Genomic DNA, 19,222 nt, shown 5'->3' on the forward strand with positions numbered 1-19,222 from the left:
GCGCCGACGGCGCCCGGCGACGACGTGGACACCCTCGGAGCGTTGCCCCACCGCCCGCCGGCCTCGTGCCCACCTCCCTCCGCCCTCCGCCACCCGCGGGGAAGCACGCGAAGTTAGGCGGAAACGCGCCCCTGTGCCCGTGCGCGGAGATCCCTACGCTGTGGGCCATGCGTGCACCGGTCGCCCCAGCGGCCGGTGGGGCCGCCGCACACCTCTCGTGCCCGTCATCGACGCGCCGACGGCACATGGGCCGATGTCCGCGTCGTCGCGCTGTCGCAAAGGCCGTGCCTCCGTAACGCCGTACCACCGCACCACGGACACCGGTCGGAGCCACCGGCCACCGGCACCATCCTCATGAGCGTTGATCCCCAAGGAGAGATCCAGTGATCGGACGCAGAACCGTCATCGCGAGCACGCTGGGACTCACCGGCGCCCTCCTGTCACCGGTGGCCGCCGCGCACGCCCAGGGCGTGCCGGACGCCACGCACCCGGACGGCCCGGACGCCGTCCGCGCGGCGGGAGCCGTCGCCGACCTGTCCCGGGCGGTGGTGGACTCCGCCCTCGCCCGGCATCCCGACCCCGCGACGCTCGGTGGCTGGGGCTACACGTGTGGGCTGTTCCTCTACGGCGTGTACCGGGTGTACCAGCGGGTCGGGGACCCTTCGTACCTGGCCTACATCAAGCGCTGGGTCGACCGGTTCGTCGACGAGGACGGCGGTATGGACCGCACCTTCAACAACCTGGACGCGATGCAGGCCGGGAATCTGCTGCTGATCCTCCACAGGGAGACCGGCGATCCGCGGTACCGGACGGCGGCCGACCGGATACGGGACCGGATCACCACGTATCCGCGCACGTCGGACGGCGGCATGTGGCATGCGACGAGCAAGACCAACGAACTGTGGGCGGACGGCGTCTTCATGGCCCAGCCGTTCCTGCTGCGCCACGGCATCGCGTACGGGGACGAGGACTACGCCTACGAGGAGGTGGCCCGGAACCTCGCGGTGTACTTCACGCGCCTCAAGGCCTCGAACGGGCTCCTGTACCACGCCTACGACGCGGACGGCGACGCTCCGTGGAAGCCCGATCCGGCCACCGGGACCTCCGCATTCTTCTGGGCGCGGGCCATCGGCTGGACCGCCCTGACCCATGTGGAGGTGCTGGAACTGCTGCCCGCCGGCCATCCCGCCCGGACCGGGCTCGTCTCCCACGTACGGCACCTGGCGCGGGGGTTCGTCCGCTACCAGGACCCGTCCAGCGGCCGCTGGTTCCAGGTCGTGGACCGCGGATCCGACCCCGGCAACTGGACCGAGACGTCCGCCTCCAGCATGTACACCCTGATGCTGCACGCGGCGCTGCGGCACGGGTACGTCTCGGGGCGGCACTACAAGAGAGCGGTACGCGACGGCTACGCGGGCGTCCTCGAGAAGGTGACCACGGGCCCGGACGGGCTGACCGACATCACCGACATCAGCGAAGGCACCAACGTCGGTGACCTGGCCTACTACTTCGGCCGTCGGCGCAACACCAACGACCTGCACGGCCTCGGCGCCTTCCTGCTCATGAACGAGCGGCTCGCGCACTGACGTCACCGGGCGTCGCCGGGCCGCAGGGCGGCGCGTCTCCGTGGTGGGAACGCGCCGCCCGCGGCCTGGGCGTTGTGGCCGGTCCGGGGCGCGGGAATTCGGCGGAATGCGGCCCTGTGGCCGCACGGCGGATCCCATACCTTCTGGCCCATGCGTGTACTTTTAGCCTCCACCGGTGGTTCGGGCCACTTCACTCCTCTCATACCCTTCATCGACGCGCTGGCCGCGCGCGGGGACGAGGTTCTCGTCGTCGCGCCGGCACGGCTCGAAGCGGTGCTGGCCGCCCGTGAACAGCCCTACCGTGTCTGCCCGGAGCCGCCTCCGGCCGTGCTGAACCCGTTGATGACCCGCGTGTTGACGCTCCCTGTGAACCCCGGTGTGATCGTGGCCACCCGGGAGGTGTTCGGGGGCCTGCACCTGACCTCGATGCTGCCGGTGGTGGAGGAGGCGTGCCGGAGCTGGCGGCCGGACCTCGTGCTCCACGAGTCGTACGAGTACGCCTCGGTGGTGGCCGCCGAACGCCACGGGATACCGCATGCCCGCGTCGCGGTCACGGCGGCGCGGTTCGCGCTGTTCACCGATGCCGTGCTGCCGTCCGTGCTCGAGCCGTACGGCGCGGACCTGCTGGAGAAGCTGCGGGCCTCACCGTATCTGACCCGCTTTCCGGTGTCGGTGGATCCCTCGCCGTACGCGGTGACCCGGCGCTACCACGAGCCCGCGGCCCCAGGCACGGAGCCGTCCGCGGTCCGGTGGGGCGGCGACGGGGATCCGCTGGTCTACCTCACCCTCGGCACCGAGACGGGCGGCATGCCGAACGCGCCCGCGCTGTACCGGGCGGCGCTGGACGCGGTCGGCACACTGCCCGTGCGCGTGCTCGTCACGGTGGGTTCCGGCACCGACGTGTCGCGGCTCGGGCCCCTCCCGCCCCAGGTCCGGGTGGAGCGCTGGGTCCCACAGGCCGAGGTGATCGCGGGCGCCTCCGCCGTGGTCTGCCACGGCGGTTCGGGAACGGTCTTCGGCGCCCTGTCGGCCGGTGTGCCCCTGGTCTGCGTCCCCCTCTTCGCGGACCAGCCCACGAACGCCCGGCTGGTGGCCGAGGCGGGCGCTGGAGTGGCCGTCGAGCCCACGGGCAGCGCGGAGGCCGAGGCGGCGCCCCTCGGCCCGGCGGACATCCCCCGGATCCGGGAGGCGGTCGAGACGGTGCTCAAGGAGCCGTCGTACCGGACGGCGGCCGCGCGTCTCGGGGCGGAAACGCGCGCGACCCCGACGGCCGGCGAACTGCTGGACGACCTGTACGGACCTGTGCCGGGCGCGGCAGCGCCGCCTGGACGAGTTTCAGCCAGCGGTCGTCGTTCTCGTACAGGACGATGACGCGGCCCGTACGGTACGAACGGACCGCGTCCGCGGCTACGGTCACTCGGCGTCGGTCACGCCCGGGAACGTCGGCCGGGGTGCCGGTCACCGTGCGGTGACCGGCACCCCGGTACGGGGGCGTACGCCCGGTACGGCCGCGAAGGTCTCAGCCGCCGAAACGGGCGGTGAGCTTGCGCTCGACCAGTCCGACCAGGGCGTACAGCGCCCAGGCCAGCAGGCAGAGCAGGCCCAGCGAGATCATGACGAGCCGGATGTCGTCGTTGTCCTGCGCCTGCTTCTCCAGGTAGCCGAGGCCGGCCTCGGCGCCGATGAACTCGCCGATGACCGCGGCCGTCACCGCCTGGAGCACCCCGAGCCGCAGCCCGACGGCGATGGCGGGCAGGCTGTACGGCAGGTCGATCTTGATGGCGCGGGCCACCGGACCGATCTTCAGCAGCCTGGCCAGGTCGTCGACGCCGGTGGGGACGGAGCGCAGCCGCGTGATCATGTTGATCAGGACCGGGTAGAAGGACACCAGCGCGACGAGCGCGATCTTGGAGCCGATGCCGAGTCCGAGCCACAGCACGATCAGGGGCGCGATGGAGATCTTCGGGGTCACCTGTGCGACCACGATGACGGGCATCAGCACCCGTTCCGCCCAGGGCAGTCGGGCGAAGACGATGGCGAGGACCACCCCGGCCACGCTACCGATCAGTACCCCTTGCGCCACCTCGGCGAGCGTCTGCTGGATGTGGACGGTGAGCGCGCCGTGCTGCCACAGCGTCCAGCCATGGGCCGCCACGGCGCCCGGGCTCGGCAGCTTGTAGGCGGGGACGTCGAACAGCACCGTCACCAGCCACCACAGCACCACCCCGCCGACCAGCGAGAGCGCGCCGACGACCAGCGGTCTGACGGTCCTGGCCGCGCCCTCCTCCGGGCGCGCGGACACGCTAGCCGAGGTCATTCGGCTTCACCACCAGGTCGTCCGCCTTGTAGGAGGAGTCCAGCAGCTTGAAGTCCGTCTGCGAGTCGATCGCCTTCTGCCAGCGGGCCACGTCCGGCGCGCCGAGGCCGTCCTTCTTGGTCGTGTCCGACTGCCACAGGCTCTTGGCGAAGAGGTCGTTGATGACGGTCGTGATGTCCGCCTCCTGCCCCTTGAACGACGGGGCGTACTTCTCCACCGACATCTTGACCGCGGCGTCCGGGTTCTTGATCGTGTACTCGATCCCCTGGTTGAGGGCCTTGTCGAACCCCTTGACCGTGTCCGGGTCGTCGTTGACGGTGTCCTCGCTCGCGACGACCACGTTGCCGAAGGACGGCAGGTACGAGTCGCTCAGCAGCTGCTTGACGTCCACGCCCGCGGACTTCAGCGCGTAGTAGCGCAGCCGCGAGAAGACGATCGCGTCGACCTGACCGTTCTTCAGCGCGTCGACGATCACCCCGGTGCCCAGGGTCCTGACCTTCAGGTCGTTGGTCGTCAGGTTGGCGCTCTTGAGCATGGCCTGGAGCTGGATGTAGTTGGGGCTGCCGAGGTCGGTGACCGCGACGGTCTTGCCCTTCAGGTCGGCCGGGGACTCGATCTTGGCGTCCGCGGAGGAGAGCAGGGCACCGATGCCCTGCTGGTAGGTGGTGTGGACCACCTTGGTCTTGATGCCCTGGCCGTAGGCGGTGATGACGGAGTCACCGTTCGGGAAACCGAAGTCGATGTTGCCGGCCGCGACGTTCTTGACGATGTCGGACCCCTGCGCGTACGTGAAGTTCACGTCCAGGCCCTCTTTGGCGAAGTACCCCTGCTCCTTGGCGGCGTAGAGCGGTGCGTAGTACGGGACCGCGGCGCCGTCGATCTGGATGGTGACCTTCTTGGGCCCGGACGACTCGGACTTCGCGGAGTCGGCGGGGCTGCACGCGTTGACCAGGCTCACGACCAGCGCGGCGGAACCCAGGCAGGCCGCGGAACGGTTGAGCTTCTTCATGCTTCTCCTAGTGAGGGAACGAACGGTTAATACGTGCACGAGGTCACCGGCTCCAGCGCAGGAGCCGACGTTCGGCCAGCGAGACGAGACCGAAGCCGAGGAGGCCCACCGCCACCGTGAGGACGACGGCGGCGATCAGCAGGGGTGTGTCGTTCTGGGTGTTGCCGAGCACCATGAGGTAGCCGAGGCCGCGGTCGGCCGAGAGGTACTCGGCGAGGAACGCGCCGGTCATGGCGTCGATGACGGCGATCTTGGCACCCGCCAGCAGGGCCGGCATGGCCGCGGGAAGCTGGATCGTCCGCAGGTACCGCCACCGGGACAGGTGCAGCAGACGCCCCAGGGTGGAGACGTCCGCGGGAACGTCGCGCAGACCCAGCATCGTGGCCGCTGTCATCGGGAAGAACACGAGCAGCAGGATCAGCGCGTACTGCGACGTCAGGCTGAGGCCGAACCAGAGCACCAGCAGCGGGGCGACCGCGATCTTGGGGGCGGCCTGGAGCAGGACCATGTAGGGCGCGAAGATCTCACGGACGGTGCGTGACGCCCACAGGACCCAGCCCAGCAGGATGCCGACCAGGGAGCCGCCGACGAAGCCCAGCGCGATGTTGCGCAGCGTGTAGCCGAGGTGGGGCCAGAGCTGCCCCTCCGTCACCAGCTCGCGTCCGGCGTCCCAGACCTCGCCCGGGGCGGGCAGCAGGAAGCTCGGCACGTCCGCCAGGGTCACGTACAGGTACCAGGCGGCGAGGATGACGGCCAGGTAGGCGGCCGTGGTCAGGATCCGTACCGCGAATCCGCGGGCGGGCCGGTTCCGCGCCCGGGTGCGGCCGGCCGCCGGGTCCCGCTCCTTGCGGGGCGCCGGGCCGCGGGTCACCGTGCCCGTACTCATTCCAGCTCCTGGCGGAGCATGCCGGCGAACTCCGCGAACTGCGGCAGTTGTCTGGTCCTCGGGGTGCGGTCCCGGTCGAGCGGCACCTCGTGCACGGCCTTGATCCGGCCCGGGCGTGCCGTCATGACGGCCACCTTGTCGGCGAGGTAGGTGGCTTCCTCCACGCTGTGGGTGACCAGGATGATGGTCTTGCGCGTCGTCGCCCAGATGCGCAGCAGGTCGTCGTGCAGCCGGTCCCTGGTGATCGCGTCCAGTGCCCCGAACGGTTCGTCCATGAGCAGGATCCGCGGGTCGTAGGCCAGGGCGCGGGCGATGGCCGCGCGCTGGCGCATGCCGCCGGAGAGCTCCTTCGGGAACGAGCCGGCGAAGTCCGTGAGGCCGACGAGGTCGAGCAGTTCACCCACCCGCTCACGGCCCTTCGGCGACTTGTCCCCCTGGGCCTCCAGGCCGAGGGACACATTGCGCCGCACCGTCCGCCACGGCAGCAGCGCGGGCTCCTGGAAGACGAAGCCGATGTCCTTGCCGGGCCGCGGCTCGACGGTCCAGGCGAGCTCACCGCCGAAATCGGCGTCGAGCCCGGCGACCATGCGCAGAAGTGTCGATTTGCCGCAGCCCGAGGGGCCGATGAGGGCGACGATCTCACCTTCCGCCACGTCCAGGTCCACGTCGTCCAGGGCCACCACCTTCGACCCGTTCGCGGCGGTGTAGGTCTTGCTGATGCCGCGTACTGACAGGAACGCGCTCATGCGGTGATCGCTCCCGCCGCTTCGGACCGGGAGGTTCCGGTCCACCGGCGCCGGCCGTCGCCGACGCGTATGGGGTGGTCTTGCACGAAGAACTCCTAGATCGCTACGGATCCCGGTCCGGGCCGTATCCACGCCGGAGTTGACACGGACCGTCACGACGGCACCGCGTTCGGTTTCCATAGATGGAAATCCACATTCCGGCGATGAGGGTCGTAGCCTGAACCGCTTTTCGGCCACAGTCAAGATCTCGTAGGTATCTTGCATTCCGGATATGTTGCTTGATTTGCCGCGAAAATCCGGTCGACAAATGGCAAGAACCAGTCAGGTACCGGGTGGTTGACGGAGCATTTGCGGGTGATGGAGACTTCCACATCCGGAAAGCGGCAATCCACATATGGAGGTTTCCCTGATGACCCGAAGCGCCCAGGACCCCTGGCAGGACGGCACACCTCCACACCTTCCGGCCAAAGTGGGCACGTTGCCGCCGGTCTGCCTGCTCCCCGGCGACCCGGCCCGGGTTGATCTCGCCTCCGAAGTGCTCGGCGATTTCGAGATAGTTGGCCAGAACAGAGAGTTCAGGATCGGAGTGGGCCGGGCAAATGGTGTTCCGGTCGCGGTCTGCTCGACCGGTATCGGCGGCCCGTCCACCGAGATCGCCGTCGTGGAGCTGGCGCGGCTCGGCGTGACGACGGTGCTGCGGACCGGCGGCATGGGCGCCCTGTCCGAGCGGATCGCGCCCGGCTCCGTGTGCGCCGTCACGCGGGCCGTGCCCGGCAGCGGGGCCGCCGCGCACTACGCCGCCCCGACGGGCGGGCGCGAGGCGGACGGTACGGTACTGGCCGGCCTGCGCGAGGGGGCCGCGGCCCTCGGCATCGAACTCACCGAGATCACCGTCGCCACGACCGATTCGTACTATCTCGGTCAGGGCCGGCCGCTGCCGGGGCACGAGGGGCGGGCCGCCGCCCGGATGGCCGAGCTCCGGCAACTCGGCGTGGACGGGGTGGAGATGGAGACGGAGACCGTCCTGGCGGTGGCCGGGGCCATGGGGATCCGGGCCGGGGCCGTCCTGGTGGCGCACGCCAACCGCGCCACGGACGACTGGCTGGAGGACTACCGACCCGCGCAACTCGCCATGCTGCGGCTGGCGGCGCACAGCGCGGCGGCGCTCTCGGCCTCACCAGGATCGGATGCGACGAGGGGCCCGGGGAGAGGGGGGCTCTGACGGCACGGGCCGTGACGGGCCGTCGGCCGCGGTGTCGTCGGCTGCCGGCCGGCACACCAGGACGGCCCGGACCTGACCACCCCGGCCTGTCCGGGGCGCGGGCGCAGGTCACTCAAGGACAACTCGGTTCAAGGGACGGACTGCTGAGCGATGCAGGTACTTTCACGGGGTCTCCGGGTCATCCGGACCCTGGCGGCCAGCCGCCAGGGCATGACCCTGCAACAGCTGCACGAGGAACTCTCGGTGCCCATCGGCAGCATGCACCGCGTGCTCACCGCGCTGACCGAGGAGCGGTACGTCACCAGGTCGCCCGTCAACCGCCGTTACTTCCTCGGCCCGGCGGCCGCCGAACTGGCCGCGGTCTCCTCGGTTCCCCTCGGCAGCGTCCTCACCCCGCCCGCCCCGATGGAGGAGGCGGCGCGTGCGAGCGGCGAGACCGTGTTCCTGACGGAACTGATCGGTCTGCGCCTGGTCTGTGTCGCCCTGGTCGAGTCGCGCCACCCGCTGCGCCTGTTCGTACGGGTGGGCCAGAACATGCCTCCGCACGCGGCGGCCTCGGCCCGCGCCATCCTGGCGTACCAGCCTCCGGAGACCGTCGGCCTCGTGCTCGGCGACCACGATCTGACCGCCTGCACCCCGCAGACCCCGCACACGGCGGACCAGGTGCCGGCCCATCTCGCGGAGGTGCGGTCGCGGGGGTACGACGTGTGCGACAACGAACTGGACGATCACGTGTGGGCGGTGTCGGCTCCCGTGTTCACCTCCACCTCACGGACCGTTTCCAGCGTCACGCTCGCCGCGGCCGGCCACCGCATGCGCGATCCGCTGGAGCGGACACGTGCCACCGAGATCGTGCTGCGGGCCGCCCGCACGATGTCGTGGGGGCTAGGCTACACAGGCGACTTCGCCACGGACTCCGGTTTCACACGGGCGTCGGCGGCTCCCGCGGCCGAGCCCGACTGAGCCCGCTCCGCATCCCCCGCCGACTCCACCCCTCGTACGCGTCGCGCGGACGGCCTCGGGCACACTGGGGCCGCGACGGGCGTTGCTGAAGCGAAACCGGCCCGGCATGGACCTCGGCCGTGCCGAGTGGGCAGAATCGCAGCTTGATCACATTGTCGTCCAGGACGGGGAGCTGAGCTGTGCGAAAGCGGTATCTGGGTGGGACGGCGGCGATAGCCGCCCTGAGTATGACGATTGCGCTGTCCGGTTGCGGCAGCACAGCTTCGTCCGGAAAGGTCACACTCAGACTCGTTGCCGCCGAATACGGCACGACCCCGGAAACCAGCTCGGAGCGGTACTGGCTGGCGCTCGCCACCGAGTTCGAGTCCAAGCACCCGGGTGTCAAGATCGACATCGACATACGTCCGCCGAAGACCATCGACAGCGATGTCGCCGCGATGGTCGAGGAGGGCAAGGCTCCGGACCTCGCGCAGGGCGGCTCGTACGCCGACTACGCGAAGCGGGACCGGCTCTACACCGCCGACGAGATCATGTCCGTACCGACGCAGGCGAATTTCCTCTCGCAACTGTCGGACGCGGGCAAGGTCAACCGCATCCAGTACGGTGTGCCCTTCGCCGCCTCCACCCGGCTGCTCTTCTACAACAAGGACCTGTTCGACCAGGCCGGCATCGACGCCCCCAAGGACTGGGCCGACCTCAAGGGGGACGCGCAGGCGCTCAAGGAGCAGGGCGTGACGACGCCGCTGGCGCTGCCGCTGGGGCCCGAGGAGGCGCAGAGCGAGACGCTGATGTGGCTGCTGGGCGGCGGGGGCGGCTACACGGACACGGCGGACGAGTCGTACAACATCGACTCGTCCGCGAACGTCAAGACGTTCGCGTGGCTCAAGGACCTCGTCGCCCAGGGCCTCACGGGCCCGGTCGCGCCGGGGAAGCTGGACCGGGCCGCCGCGTACAAGGCCTTCGCCGCCGGCAAGGTCGGCATGCTCAACGGCCATCCGGGGCTGCTGACCGTGGCGCAGGACGAGGGCATCGACGTGGGAACGGTGGAGCTGCCCGGGGTGGACGGCAAGGCCAAGGCGTCCATGGGGTCGGCCGACTGGATGATGGCGTTCAAGCAGAACGGCCACCGGGCGGAGATCGGGAAATTCCTGGACTTCGTGTTCCAGGACGAGAACATGATGACCTTCGTCGGGAACTACGACCAGCTCCCGGTCACCTACACCGCGACCGAGAAGATGGCCGCGAACGCGGCCTACGAGAACGTGAGCGTGTTCCGCTCCGCGCTGGCCGAGTCGGAGCTCTTCCCGTACGGCAAGACGTCCTGGGCGAGCGTGAGCGAGAGCATCAAGCGGAACATCGGCAAGGCGGTCGAGCCGGGCCAGAGCCCCAAGGACGTGCTGGGCCAGATCGCCAGGGAGGCAGCGACGTCCGAGTCGGCGGAGTGACCGCGCCGTACCGGGGCGCCGCGCGTCCGGGTACGGCCTGGGCCGGGCCGCTCCGGCAGGCGCCGAGCGGGTGCGCGGGCCCCGTCCCGGGCCGGCGCGCGGGCGTAGCATGAGAAGCAGGCGGCCCCTGCGCACCTGCTTGCACGCACGACGCACACCGCGCGGTCTCAAGGCGCGATCGGCTGGAGGCTGAGAGCCATGGGCGCCCTTCTGCTCATTCTTCTTCTCGTGTTGATCGTTTTCGGGCTGGGCTTCGTCCTGCACGCCCTGTGGTGGCTCGGGGTGGTCATCGTCGTGCTGTGGCTGCTCGGCGTCGCGGTCCGGGCCGCCACCGACGGCAGGCGTGGGGGCCACTGGCGCCACTGAACCGGAGCGGGGCCGGCCGGGAGCGGTGGGCCCGTGTGTCAGGCCGTCTTCCGGGCGACCGCCCCGTACATGGCGATGTCACGGTCGTCCACCGGCTCCTGATCCGCGTCGGGTCGCCAGCGGTGGACCTGGGTCAGTCCCGGCTCGACCAGCTCCAGGCCGTCGAAGAACGTCAGCGCCTCCGCGTGGGTCCGCAAGCGCATGGGCATACCGCGCGCGGCGTACTCCCGCGCCACGCGGCCGACCTCCTCGGGGGCGAAGTCGTCGGTGCCGATCGTCATGGCCAGGAAGCTGCCCGCGGGCAGCGGGTCGAGCAGCCGCCGCACGAGGCCGTGGCCGTCGTCGCCGTCCAGGATGAAGTGGAGGATGCCGATGACCATCAGGCCGACCGGTTGCCGCAGGTCCAGCAGCTCCTTGAACTCGGGGGAGCTGATGATCGCGTCGGGGTCCCGCATATCGGCGTCGACGTAGGCGGTGCGGCCCTCGGGCGCGCTGGTCAGCAGGGCCCGCGCGTGGGCCAGCACGATCGGGTCGTTGTCGACGTAGACGACCCGGGAGTCGGGACGGACACCCTGGACGACGTCGTGCACGTTGGGTGGCGTCGGCAGGCCGGTGCCGATGTCCAGGAACTGCCGGATGCCCTGCTCCCGGGCGAGATGACGGGCCGCCCGGTGCATGAACTTCCTGTTCGCACGCATATGGACGGGCAGCGCCGGCCACGAGCGGCACATCGCGTCACCGGCTTCCTGATCCACCGGATAGTTGTCCTTGCCGCCCAGGATGTAGTCGTAGACACGGGCCGAGTGGGCCGTCCCCGTGTTGATGCGGTTCTGTGGCGAGCCGTCCTGTGATGCCACCATCTCTCCTCCCGGTACGTGCGTTCGCGCGAGCGGTCCCCGCCCGGATCCCGGGTGCCGGTCGACCCTCGGCGAAGTTTAGGCGTCAATCACCTGTGGGGAGTGTAAAAGCCAAGTCCTCGAGGCCGGGAGTGAGTTACGGGGAAACTCGCGAGGAACCGGCCGGATCCGTCAGGGACCGCTGCATCAGTACGGTGTCGATCCGGCGTCCGTGCTTGTGCCCCACGCCGGCCAGCCGGCCGGCGTCGGTGAAGCCGAAACGCCGGTGCAGCGCGGCCGACGTGTCGCTGCCGGTGTCGGCGATGACCGCGATCACCTGACGCACCCCTGCCCGGCCACAGCTGTCGAGGAGGGTGTCCAGCAGTGCGCGGCCCAGCCCCCGGCCCGTGTGCTCGGGGGCCAGGTAGATCGAGTCCTCCACCGTGTACCGGTAGGCAGGCTTCGGGCGCCAGGGGGCGGCGTAGGCGTATCCGACCACGTCCGCGTCCACCTCCGCGATCAGGAAGGGCAGGCCGCGGCCCGTGAGGTCGTCCAGCCGGCGCCGCCACTCCTCGCCGGCCGGCGGGCTCTCGTCGAAGGTGACGACGGTGTGGTGGACGTAGTGGGCGTAGATCTCGCCGACGGCCTTCAGGTCCGCGGGGCGCGCGTCACGGATGACCGTCCCGGACGCCGTCACGGTGGGTTCGGGATTCTCCATGGGGTGATTATTCAGCGCGCGAACGGGACAAAGGGTCATTCGATCGTGGAGAAGGGCGCGATCACGGACGTGGTGGACGATGATGGCGGTAGAGGCGTGGTGACCTGACCGTGGTGAGCGGACGTCGACGGAGATGTCCGCGACCGCGACGAGAGGCAGGAAGTGATGACGCGGACGCCCGACATGCCGGTGCACATCCGCCGCGACCGGTTCGACCCGGCCCCCGAACTCGGCCGCCTGCGGACGGAGCAGCCCGTCTCCCGGGTCCGACTCGTCACCGGCGCCCCGGCCTGGCTCGTCACCCGCTACGAGGACGTGCGCGAGGTGCTCGGGGACTCCGGGCTGTTCGGCAACAGCGAGGACGGCCGGCCCGCCGGCGCCCCGCCCCTGCGCGTCCCGGACACGGAGGCCGAGGTGCCCCGGCTGTGGAGCCCGGGCAACCTCCTCGCCTACGACCCCCCGGAACACACCCGGCTGCGGCGTCTTGTCACCGGGGAGTTCACCGTCAAGCGGATGCGCCGGCTCCGGCCGCGCATCGAGGCCATCGTGACCGAGCACCTGGACGCCATGGAGCGGTCCGGACCGCCCGCGGACCTGGTGCAGTCGTTCGCGCTGCCGATCCCCTCCCTGGTGATCTGCGAACTGCTCGGCGTCCCCTACACCGACCGGGCCGACTTCCAGCACCGCAGCAACATCCGCCTCGACCTGTCGCTCGGTCTCGACCGGCGCGTGGCGGCGATGCGGGAGTCCCAGGAATACATGGCCGGTCTCGTCGCCGCCCAGCGGAAGCGGCCGGGCGAGGACATGCTCGGCATGCTGGTGCGCGAGCACGGCGACGAGATCAGCGACGAGGAGCTGACCGGACTGGCCGATCTGCTGCTGATCGCCGGGCACGAGACCACGTCCAACATGCTGGGCCTGGGCACGCTCTTCCTGCTGCGCAACCCCGGCCACCTGGCCTGGGCACGCCAGGACGAGCACATCGACGCGGTGGTCGAGGAGCTGCTGCGCCACCTGTCCATCGTCCACACGGTCATCCCCCGCGTCGTCCGCGCGGACACGGTGATCTCCGGGCAGCCGCTGAAAGCGGGCGATCTGGTGGTCTGCTCGCTGCCCGCCGCCAACCGCGACCCGGCTCTCACGGCCGACCCCGACCGCTTCGACCCCGGCCGCAAGGTCTCGCACCTGGCCTTCGGCCACGGCATCCACCACTGCCTCGGGGCGCCCCTGGCCCGCATGGAGATGCGCATCGCCTACCCGGCGCTGCTGCGCCGCTTCCCCGCCCTGCGTCCGGCGGTCCCGTTCGAGGAGATCCGCTTCCGTATGTACTCCGTCGTCCACGGCCTCGAGTCCCTCCCCGTGGCCTGGTGACGTCAGAAGGGAATCCCGTCATGCGCGTCCACGTCGACCGCGACCGGTGCATCGGCTCCGGCAACTGCGTCATGACCGACGAGGAGGTCTTCGACCAGGACGACGAGGGGAAGGTGGTGCTCCTGGAGAACGATCCGGGCGCCGAGCACGACGAGGCGGTCCGCACCGCGGTCGCTTCCTGCCCCGTCCAGGCCATCAGCGCCGACGGCCCCGCTCGGTGACGAGAGAAGCAACGAAACGGCTCAGCGTCACGACACACGGTTCTCCCCACGCGTACGCGGACCCGCGCCCGTGGTCCGTGACGCGTCCGCCGCGAGGCGGAGAAGCCCGTCCCGGGCCACCGGCGCGGGGAGGCCGGGACCGGTGCGGAGCAGACCGGCCCGGACCGAGCCGGGCCGGTCCGGGCCAGGCCAGGCCAGGCCGGGTCAGGTCAGGTCAGGTCAGGTCAGGCCGTCGCGTCCCCGTCGACCGCGTCCGCCGTACGGGCGGCCGTTTCCCCCGTCTCCCCCGTCCCCTCCGCGTCCAGCGCGTCGAGTTCGGCGACGAACCGGTCGCGCAGCGCCGCCTTCTCCCCGTCCGGCAGCCAGCAGGCGTCGACCCCCGCGAGCGCCATCGCGCGCAGCTTCGCCCGGCCGAGGCCGAGGTCGTCCGCCGCGATCCGGTACTCGTCGGTGAGCGTGGTCGGGAACAGCCCCGGGTCGTCGTCGGCGAGGACGACATTGAGCCCGGCGTCGATCATCGCGGCGATCGACGCACGCCGCCACGGCCGCCAGGAGCGGCGCGAGGTGGTGAACGCGACCAGGAAGGGCACACGCTCCTCCCGGCAGCGTGCCACCACCGCGTCGTCCTCCAGGACGTAGTAGCCGTGGTCGATACGGTCGCAGCCGAGCAGGTCGAGGCAGGTGATGGTGTTGTGGGCGACCGGCGCGTGCTCGGACGAGTGGGCGGTGCGGCGCAGCCCCGCCGCCCCGGCCAGCCGGTAGGCGTCGGCGAAGCGCTCCGGAGGCCCGACCGTCTCCAGGTTGTCGAGGCCGATGCCCGCGACGTACTCGTGGGGGTTGTCGGCCACTTCGCGCACCCTCGCGAGCGCCTCGTCGGCCGAGGTGCTGCGGTCCACGGCGGCGATCAGACGCCCGCTCATGCCGAAGTCGCGCTCGGCGAGGCGGATGCCCTCGGCGTACGCCTCGACCGCGCCCCGGTAGCCGAGGGTGCTCAGGTGCGGGGGGAGGCCGTCGAAGGACACTTCCAAATGCCGTACGGAGCTGGTGCGGTGGGCCGCCTCGAAGGCTTCGTAGGTGATGCGGGTGAGGTCGTCGGCGTCGCGCAGGGCGTCGACGATCCACCGGGACACCTGGAAGAGCGAGTAGGAGACCTCGGGCTCGTCGGCGGCGCGCCCCCGCGGGACCGGGATACGGGTGTCCTCGTAGAGCTTCGGGTCCGGCGGGAGCGAATTGACGTCGCGGTAGATCGTCTCGGGGCTCGCGGGGAGGTCGAGTCCGGCGCGGCGGGCGAGTTCGGCGAAGGTGGTGGCCCGTACGGTGCCGATGAGGTGGCAGTGGAGGTCGGTCTTCGGCAGCCGCTGGAGATAGCCGTCGGTGCCGGTGGAGTCAACGATGCTGGTGTCGCCGGTGGTGCCGGTGGTGCTGGTCATGGTGTCCGATGCGGGTGTGGGCGGATACGGGATCGGCGGGCGCGCCGGGGGGCGGGGCGGGCCGACCACCCCCCGCGCGCGCCGGTCACTTCGAGCTGACCTCACGGGCGAACCGGTCCACCCACTCGTCACGGCCCTCGACCACCGGGCCGGGGTCGAGGGTCTCGTAGCCGGCGGCCACCGGGTCGGTCGCGGCCTTGCCCGCCACCTTTCCGAGCACGTCGGGGACCTTGGCATCCGGGTTGACGGGCATGTCGCCGATGACCTCGGCGGCCTTGGTCTGGGCCTCGGCCGACAGGTAGTAGTCGATGAACTCGTTGGCGGCCTTCTGGTTCTTGGCGCCCTTGGGGATCATCATGCGGTTGGTCGCCATGTACTTGCCCTTGGCCGGCGCGACCCAGCTGACCGGTTCGCCCGACTCGATCAGCTGGGTGGCGAAGGCGCTGATCCCGGGGGCGGCGACGATCTCGCCCTGCGTCAGGAGGTTCGTCACCTCGGTCGAGGAAGTGTAGAACTGGAGCGTGTTCGGCGCCCAGGAGCCGAGCTTGCCGTAGGCCTTGTCGATGTCGAACGGACCGCTGCCGTAGACGTTCCCGATGCCGGAGACGGTCAGCTGCCCCGCGGTGACGGAGATGTCGGGCAGGGCGGTCTTCTTGGCGTACTTCTTGTCCCCGTAGACCGACCAGTCGGCGGCGGCCTTCGCGTCGAGCTTGTCGGTTCGGTAGAGGGTGCCGTTGAGCTGGTACGTGTAGGCCGGGCCGGCGTACTTGTCGTCGACCGCGAAGTCCCTGAGCTTGTTCAGGTTGGGCACGTCCTTGGCCTGAACGGGCTGGAAGAGGCCCTTGGACTGGCCGAGCGCGGCGTAGTAGTCGGAGATGAGCATGACGTCCACACCGGAGTCCCCGCCCGCGAGCTGGAGCCGGGTCAGCCGGTCCGAGTTGCTGCCCGTGTCGAGCTTGACCTTGTAGCCGGTCTTCTTCTCGAAGGGCTCGATCACGGCCTTCGTCAGCTCCTTGGAGCCGAACGGGAAGGTGCTGACGACGAGGGTGTTCTTGTCGTCGGCGCTGTCGCCGGCCGAACAGCCGGCGAGGGCCGCGCCGAGCACGGTGGCGACGACGGTGGCGAGTGCGCGGTGCCGCCGTAGGACGGTGGTGGGCACGAGGGGCTCCTTCCGGGAGCGGTGACGTCCGCGTACGCGACGCGGATGGGAACGTATGGGATCGGGACCGGATGGGCGCACGACCGTTTCGTACCTGCGGTGGGCGAGAGCACGGTCGGTACCGGCGGGGCGTGGGCCGAGACGGGTACGGCGGGGTACGAAGGGCGGGGTACGAGGCGGGGCGTCTCCGCCGGGTCAGCCGGCCAGTTCCACGACGCGGTCGGGACGGGCGACGACGGTGACCTGGTCCCCGGGGCTCGGGTCCGGGCCGGTCTCGTCGGCGCGCAGCGCGGCGATGAGCGGTACGGGCTCGCCGGTGCCCTGGGTCGTCAGGGCGATGTGCCGGTCGACACCGCGATAGGCGACGCGGGTGACGGTGGCGGGCAGCGCGAGCCGCGCGCCCTCCGTCGCGGGCCCGGTGGAGATCTCCAGGTGCTCGGGACGCACGGTCAGCAGGCGGCCGTCCCGCTCGATGAAGTTCTCGTATCCGAGGAACTCGGCGACGAAGCGGTTGGCGGGGCGCGGGAACACCTCGGCGGGTGAACCACTCTGCATGACGCGCCCCGCGCGCATGAGCACCATCGCGTCCGACATCTCCAGGGCCTCGTCCTGGTCGTGGGTCACGAGGACGACGGTCAGTCCCGTCTCGGCCTGGATACGACGGATCTCGGCGCGCATCTGCACCCGCAGGCGGGCGTCGAGGTTGGAGAGCGGCTCGTCGAGGAGGAGCAGTGAGGGGCGGATCGCGATGGCGCGGGCGAGCGCCACTCGCTGTTGCTGCCCGCCGGACAGCTTCTTGGGGCGCTGCCCGGCGAGGTGGCCGAGGCCGACGAGGTCGAGGGTGTCGGCCACGCGCTCGCGGCGTTCCGCCACCGGGACGCGGCGCAGTTTCAGCCCGAACCCGACGTTGTCCGCCACCGTCATGTGCGGGAAGAGTGCGTAGGACTGGAAGACCATGCCGAGGTTGCGCTTCTCGGGCGGGAGCCGGGTGGCGTCCTCGCCGGCGATGCGGATGGTTCCCGAGGTCGGGGTGGTGTAGCCCGCCAGCATGCGCAGGGTGGTCGTCTTGCCGCATCCACTCGGTCCGAGCAGGGTCGTGATCTTCCCCTGTTCGACCGTAAGGTTGAGACCGTCGACCGCGGTGAAGTCCCCGAAGGTCTGGCGTATGTCGATGAATTCGGCGGCGGCGGTGGTCGATGCGGTGGACGGCGCGGCGGTCGATGAGGCGGCGGTCATCAGTTGATCCCCCCGAAGATCTTGGTGAATCCGACGGTCCGTTCCGCTATGACGGCGATGACGACGGTTCCGGCCAGGATGAGTGTGGACATGGCGGCGATGACGGGGTCGTACGACTGCTGGATGTAGTCGAGCATCGTCACCGGCAGGGTGCCGAAGTCCCGGCTCTGCAGGAGCAGCGAGAGCGGCACGTTGTTGAACGAGGTGATGAAGCCGAGCAGCCCCGCGGACATCACGCCGGGGCGCAGCAGCGGCAGGGTGACCGTGCGGAAGGCGTGCCACGGCGAGGAGCCGAGGCCGCGCGCGGCCTCTTCGAGGGACTGGTCCGCGAGCGCCAGCGACGCGCCGGTGACGCGCACGGCGTACGGCATCAGCAGCACGGTGTGCCCGACGAGCAGGGCGAGGAAGGACGTCTGCTTGAGCCCGATCATCAGCTGCTGGTACAGCGCGAGCCCGATGACGAGTTCGGGGATGACCAGCGGCGAGAGGAACAGTCCTTCGAGCAGCGAACGGCCGGGGATGTGGCCGCGGTGCAGCGCCAGGGCGACGGGCACGCCGACGGCGAGCGCCAGTGCCGTCGAGACGACGGCGAGCAGCAGGCTGGAGGTGAGCGCCTGGCTGAAGCTCTCGTTGGCGACGGCTTCGCCGAACCACCGCACGGAGAATCCCTCGGGCGGGAATTTCAGGGTGCTGCCGGCGGTGAACGCTCCGCCGACCACGAAGAGGATCGGTACGAGCATGACCACATAGCCGAGCACGGCCAGGGCCGCTGCGATCGGGCGCGCTTTCACTGCACTCGTCCTTTCGCCCGTGCGACGGCCGAGCTGAGCCCGGAGACCAGGAAGACGAGCACGGTCATGACGAGCGCCGTCGCGGAGGCCGCGGCCCAGTTGACGGTGACGCTCGAATAGGAGAACAACTGGGTGGCCAGCATGCGTTGGGAGGATCCGCCGAGGAGGTACGGGGTGGTGTACGCGGTGATGCTGCCGGCGAAGACCAGGGTGGCGGCGACGACGACACCCGGCAGGGACAGCGGTACGACCACGCTCCACAGGGTGCGCAGGCGGCTCGCGCCGAGACCGCGGGCCGCGTCGTCGAGTCCCGCGTCGACCTGGGCGACCGCCGAGTAGCAGGCCACGACGGCGAGCGGGAGGAAGAGCTGGACCAGGCCGAGCACGACGGCGAGCGGGGTGTACAGCAGCTGGGGCGCCTCGTCGGCGAACCCGAGCCCCGTGATCAGCCGGCCGGCGAAGCCGTTGGAGCCGAGGATCACCAGCCAGCCGAAGGTGCGTACGACATTGCTGAGGAGCAGCGGGAAGACCGCGAGCGCCAGCCAGATGCCGGCCCAGCGGGAGGTGGAGCGGGCCAGCAGGCAGGCGATGGGGAAGGCGAGGACGATGCACAGCGCGGTGACGACGAGCCCCAGGCCGAGGGTGCGGCCGATGATGCCGAGGTCGTAGGGGTCGGAGAGCATCTCGCCGAGCCGTACGAACACGTCGGACGGGGTCACTCCCGGGGGTGAGAAGAGCATCACCGCGGAGGGCACGGCGAAGCCGAACACGATGAGGAGCAGCCCCGGGAGCAGGAGGAGCGCGCCGGCGCGCGGACGATTGTTCATCAATGGGTAGTTCGATTCTTTGGGCCGAGCGACGAAGATCATCGCTGCAACCGGTTGTGCAACCGGTTCCAGGGAGCTTAGATCGTAGCGGGC

At 70.4% G+C, this 19,222-nt stretch carries 19 protein-coding genes; 8 read left to right on the forward strand and 11 right to left on the reverse strand.

The features are described 5' to 3' along the window. Window positions 1-383: 383 nt before the first annotated feature. Window positions 384-1,586 (forward strand): glycoside hydrolase family 88/105 protein, encoded by a 1,203-nt coding sequence (locus ACU6P3_RS01765; protein WP_447195590.1) that lies wholly within the window; start codon window positions 384-386, stop codon window positions 1,584-1,586. A gap of 150 nt (window positions 1,587-1,736) precedes the next feature. Beyond that, window positions 1,737-2,957, forward strand: coding sequence for a glycosyltransferase (locus ACU6P3_RS01770; protein WP_447195591.1), 1,221 nt, complete (start codon window positions 1,737-1,739; stop codon window positions 2,955-2,957). A 148-nt stretch (window positions 2,958-3,105) separates the two neighbouring features. Here the strand turns inward: ACU6P3_RS01770 and ACU6P3_RS01775 are convergent, their stop codons facing one another. The 4 genes from ACU6P3_RS01775 to ACU6P3_RS01790 are packed head-to-tail and all read right to left on the reverse strand — an operon-like array spanning window position 3,106 to window position 6,544. Next, a complete protein-coding gene (locus ACU6P3_RS01775) occupies window positions 3,106-3,903 on the reverse strand; it encodes an ABC transporter permease (protein WP_447195592.1) in 798 nt (265 codons plus the stop codon). After that, the gene (locus tag ACU6P3_RS01780) at window positions 3,890-4,912 is read right to left on the reverse strand and encodes an ABC transporter substrate-binding protein (RefSeq protein ID WP_447195593.1); all 1,023 of its coding nucleotides are present in this window, start codon (window positions 4,910-4,912) and stop codon (window positions 3,890-3,892) included. Before ACU6P3_RS01780 ends, ACU6P3_RS01775 begins: the two co-directional genes overlap by 14 nt. A gap of 43 nt (window positions 4,913-4,955) precedes the next feature. Further along, window positions 4,956-5,798, reverse strand: coding sequence for an ABC transporter permease (locus ACU6P3_RS01785; protein WP_447195594.1), 843 nt, complete (start codon window positions 5,796-5,798; stop codon window positions 4,956-4,958). Beyond that, the gene (locus tag ACU6P3_RS01790) at window positions 5,795-6,544 is read right to left on the reverse strand and encodes an ABC transporter ATP-binding protein (protein ID WP_447195595.1); all 750 of its coding nucleotides are present in this window, start codon (window positions 6,542-6,544) and stop codon (window positions 5,795-5,797) included. The genes ACU6P3_RS01785 and ACU6P3_RS01790 overlap by 4 nt, the downstream gene beginning before the upstream one ends. A gap of 409 nt (window positions 6,545-6,953) precedes the next feature. Between ACU6P3_RS01790 and ACU6P3_RS01795 the strand changes: the two genes are divergently transcribed. The 4 genes from ACU6P3_RS01795 to ACU6P3_RS01810 all read left to right on the forward strand — a co-directional run bounded on the left by ACU6P3_RS01795 (window position 6,954) and on the right by ACU6P3_RS01810 (window position 10,540). Then, window positions 6,954-7,766, forward strand: a complete 813-nt coding sequence (locus tag ACU6P3_RS01795; RefSeq protein ID WP_447195596.1) for a nucleoside phosphorylase — start codon at window positions 6,954-6,956, stop codon at window positions 7,764-7,766. Between the two features lie 150 nt (window positions 7,767-7,916). Beyond that, the gene (locus tag ACU6P3_RS01800; RefSeq protein ID WP_447195597.1) at window positions 7,917-8,729 is read left to right on the forward strand and encodes an IclR family transcriptional regulator; all 813 of its coding nucleotides are present in this window, start codon (window positions 7,917-7,919) and stop codon (window positions 8,727-8,729) included. Window positions 8,730-8,956: 227 nt separating this feature from the next. Beyond that, window positions 8,957-10,174 (forward strand): ABC transporter substrate-binding protein, encoded by a 1,218-nt coding sequence (locus tag ACU6P3_RS01805; protein WP_447195598.1) that lies wholly within the window; start codon window positions 8,957-8,959, stop codon window positions 10,172-10,174. Window positions 10,175-10,372: 198 nt separating this feature from the next. Further along, on the forward strand, window positions 10,373-10,540 hold the full coding sequence (locus tag ACU6P3_RS01810; protein ID WP_030755896.1) for a hypothetical protein: 168 nt from the start codon (window positions 10,373-10,375) through the stop codon (window positions 10,538-10,540). 38 nt (window positions 10,541-10,578) lie between these two features. On the opposite strand, the gene ACU6P3_RS01815 is transcribed toward ACU6P3_RS01810, so the two are convergent. Further along, the gene (locus ACU6P3_RS01815) at window positions 10,579-11,400 is read right to left on the reverse strand and encodes an SAM-dependent methyltransferase (protein WP_447195599.1); all 822 of its coding nucleotides are present in this window, start codon (window positions 11,398-11,400) and stop codon (window positions 10,579-10,581) included. Window positions 11,401-11,533: 133 nt separating this feature from the next. Continuing rightward, window positions 11,534-12,094, reverse strand: a complete 561-nt coding sequence (locus ACU6P3_RS01820) for a GNAT family N-acetyltransferase (protein ID WP_447195600.1) — start codon at window positions 12,092-12,094, stop codon at window positions 11,534-11,536. A 165-nt stretch (window positions 12,095-12,259) separates the two neighbouring features. Here ACU6P3_RS01820 and ACU6P3_RS01825 point away from each other — a divergent pair, with 165 nt between their 5' ends. Both ACU6P3_RS01825 and ACU6P3_RS01830 read left to right on the forward strand, forming a co-directional pair. Continuing rightward, window positions 12,260-13,465 carry a cytochrome P450 gene (locus ACU6P3_RS01825; RefSeq protein ID WP_447195601.1) on the forward strand — a complete coding sequence of 402 codons (1,206 nt, stop codon included), beginning with the start codon at window positions 12,260-12,262 and terminating at the stop codon, window positions 13,463-13,465. A gap of 20 nt (window positions 13,466-13,485) precedes the next feature. After that, window positions 13,486-13,686: a ferredoxin gene (locus ACU6P3_RS01830; RefSeq protein WP_344274893.1), complete on the forward strand. Its 201-nt coding sequence runs from the start codon at window positions 13,486-13,488 to the stop codon at window positions 13,684-13,686. A 224-nt stretch (window positions 13,687-13,910) separates the two neighbouring features. On the opposite strand, the gene ACU6P3_RS01835 is transcribed toward ACU6P3_RS01830, so the two are convergent. The 5 genes from ACU6P3_RS01835 to ACU6P3_RS01855 all read right to left on the reverse strand — a co-directional run bounded on the left by ACU6P3_RS01835 (window position 13,911) and on the right by ACU6P3_RS01855 (window position 19,129). Then, a complete protein-coding gene (locus tag ACU6P3_RS01835) occupies window positions 13,911-15,116 on the reverse strand; it encodes an adenosine deaminase family protein (RefSeq protein WP_447195602.1) in 1,206 nt (401 codons plus the stop codon). A gap of 85 nt (window positions 15,117-15,201) precedes the next feature. After that, a complete protein-coding gene (locus ACU6P3_RS01840; RefSeq protein ID WP_447195603.1) occupies window positions 15,202-16,275 on the reverse strand; it encodes an ABC transporter substrate-binding protein in 1,074 nt (357 codons plus the stop codon). 195 nt (window positions 16,276-16,470) lie between these two features. Further along, the gene (locus tag ACU6P3_RS01845; protein WP_447195604.1) at window positions 16,471-17,511 is read right to left on the reverse strand and encodes an ABC transporter ATP-binding protein; all 1,041 of its coding nucleotides are present in this window, start codon (window positions 17,509-17,511) and stop codon (window positions 16,471-16,473) included. Beyond that, window positions 17,511-18,302, reverse strand: coding sequence for an ABC transporter permease (locus ACU6P3_RS01850; RefSeq protein WP_030755920.1), 792 nt, complete (start codon window positions 18,300-18,302; stop codon window positions 17,511-17,513). Before ACU6P3_RS01850 ends, ACU6P3_RS01845 begins: the two co-directional genes overlap by 1 nt. Then, window positions 18,299-19,129 carry an ABC transporter permease gene (locus ACU6P3_RS01855; RefSeq protein ID WP_030755924.1) on the reverse strand — a complete coding sequence of 277 codons (831 nt, stop codon included), beginning with the start codon at window positions 19,127-19,129 and terminating at the stop codon, window positions 18,299-18,301. The genes ACU6P3_RS01850 and ACU6P3_RS01855 overlap by 4 nt, the downstream gene beginning before the upstream one ends. Window positions 19,130-19,222: the final 93 nt, after the last annotated feature.

Source organism: Streptomyces hebeiensis, assembly GCF_052983195.1.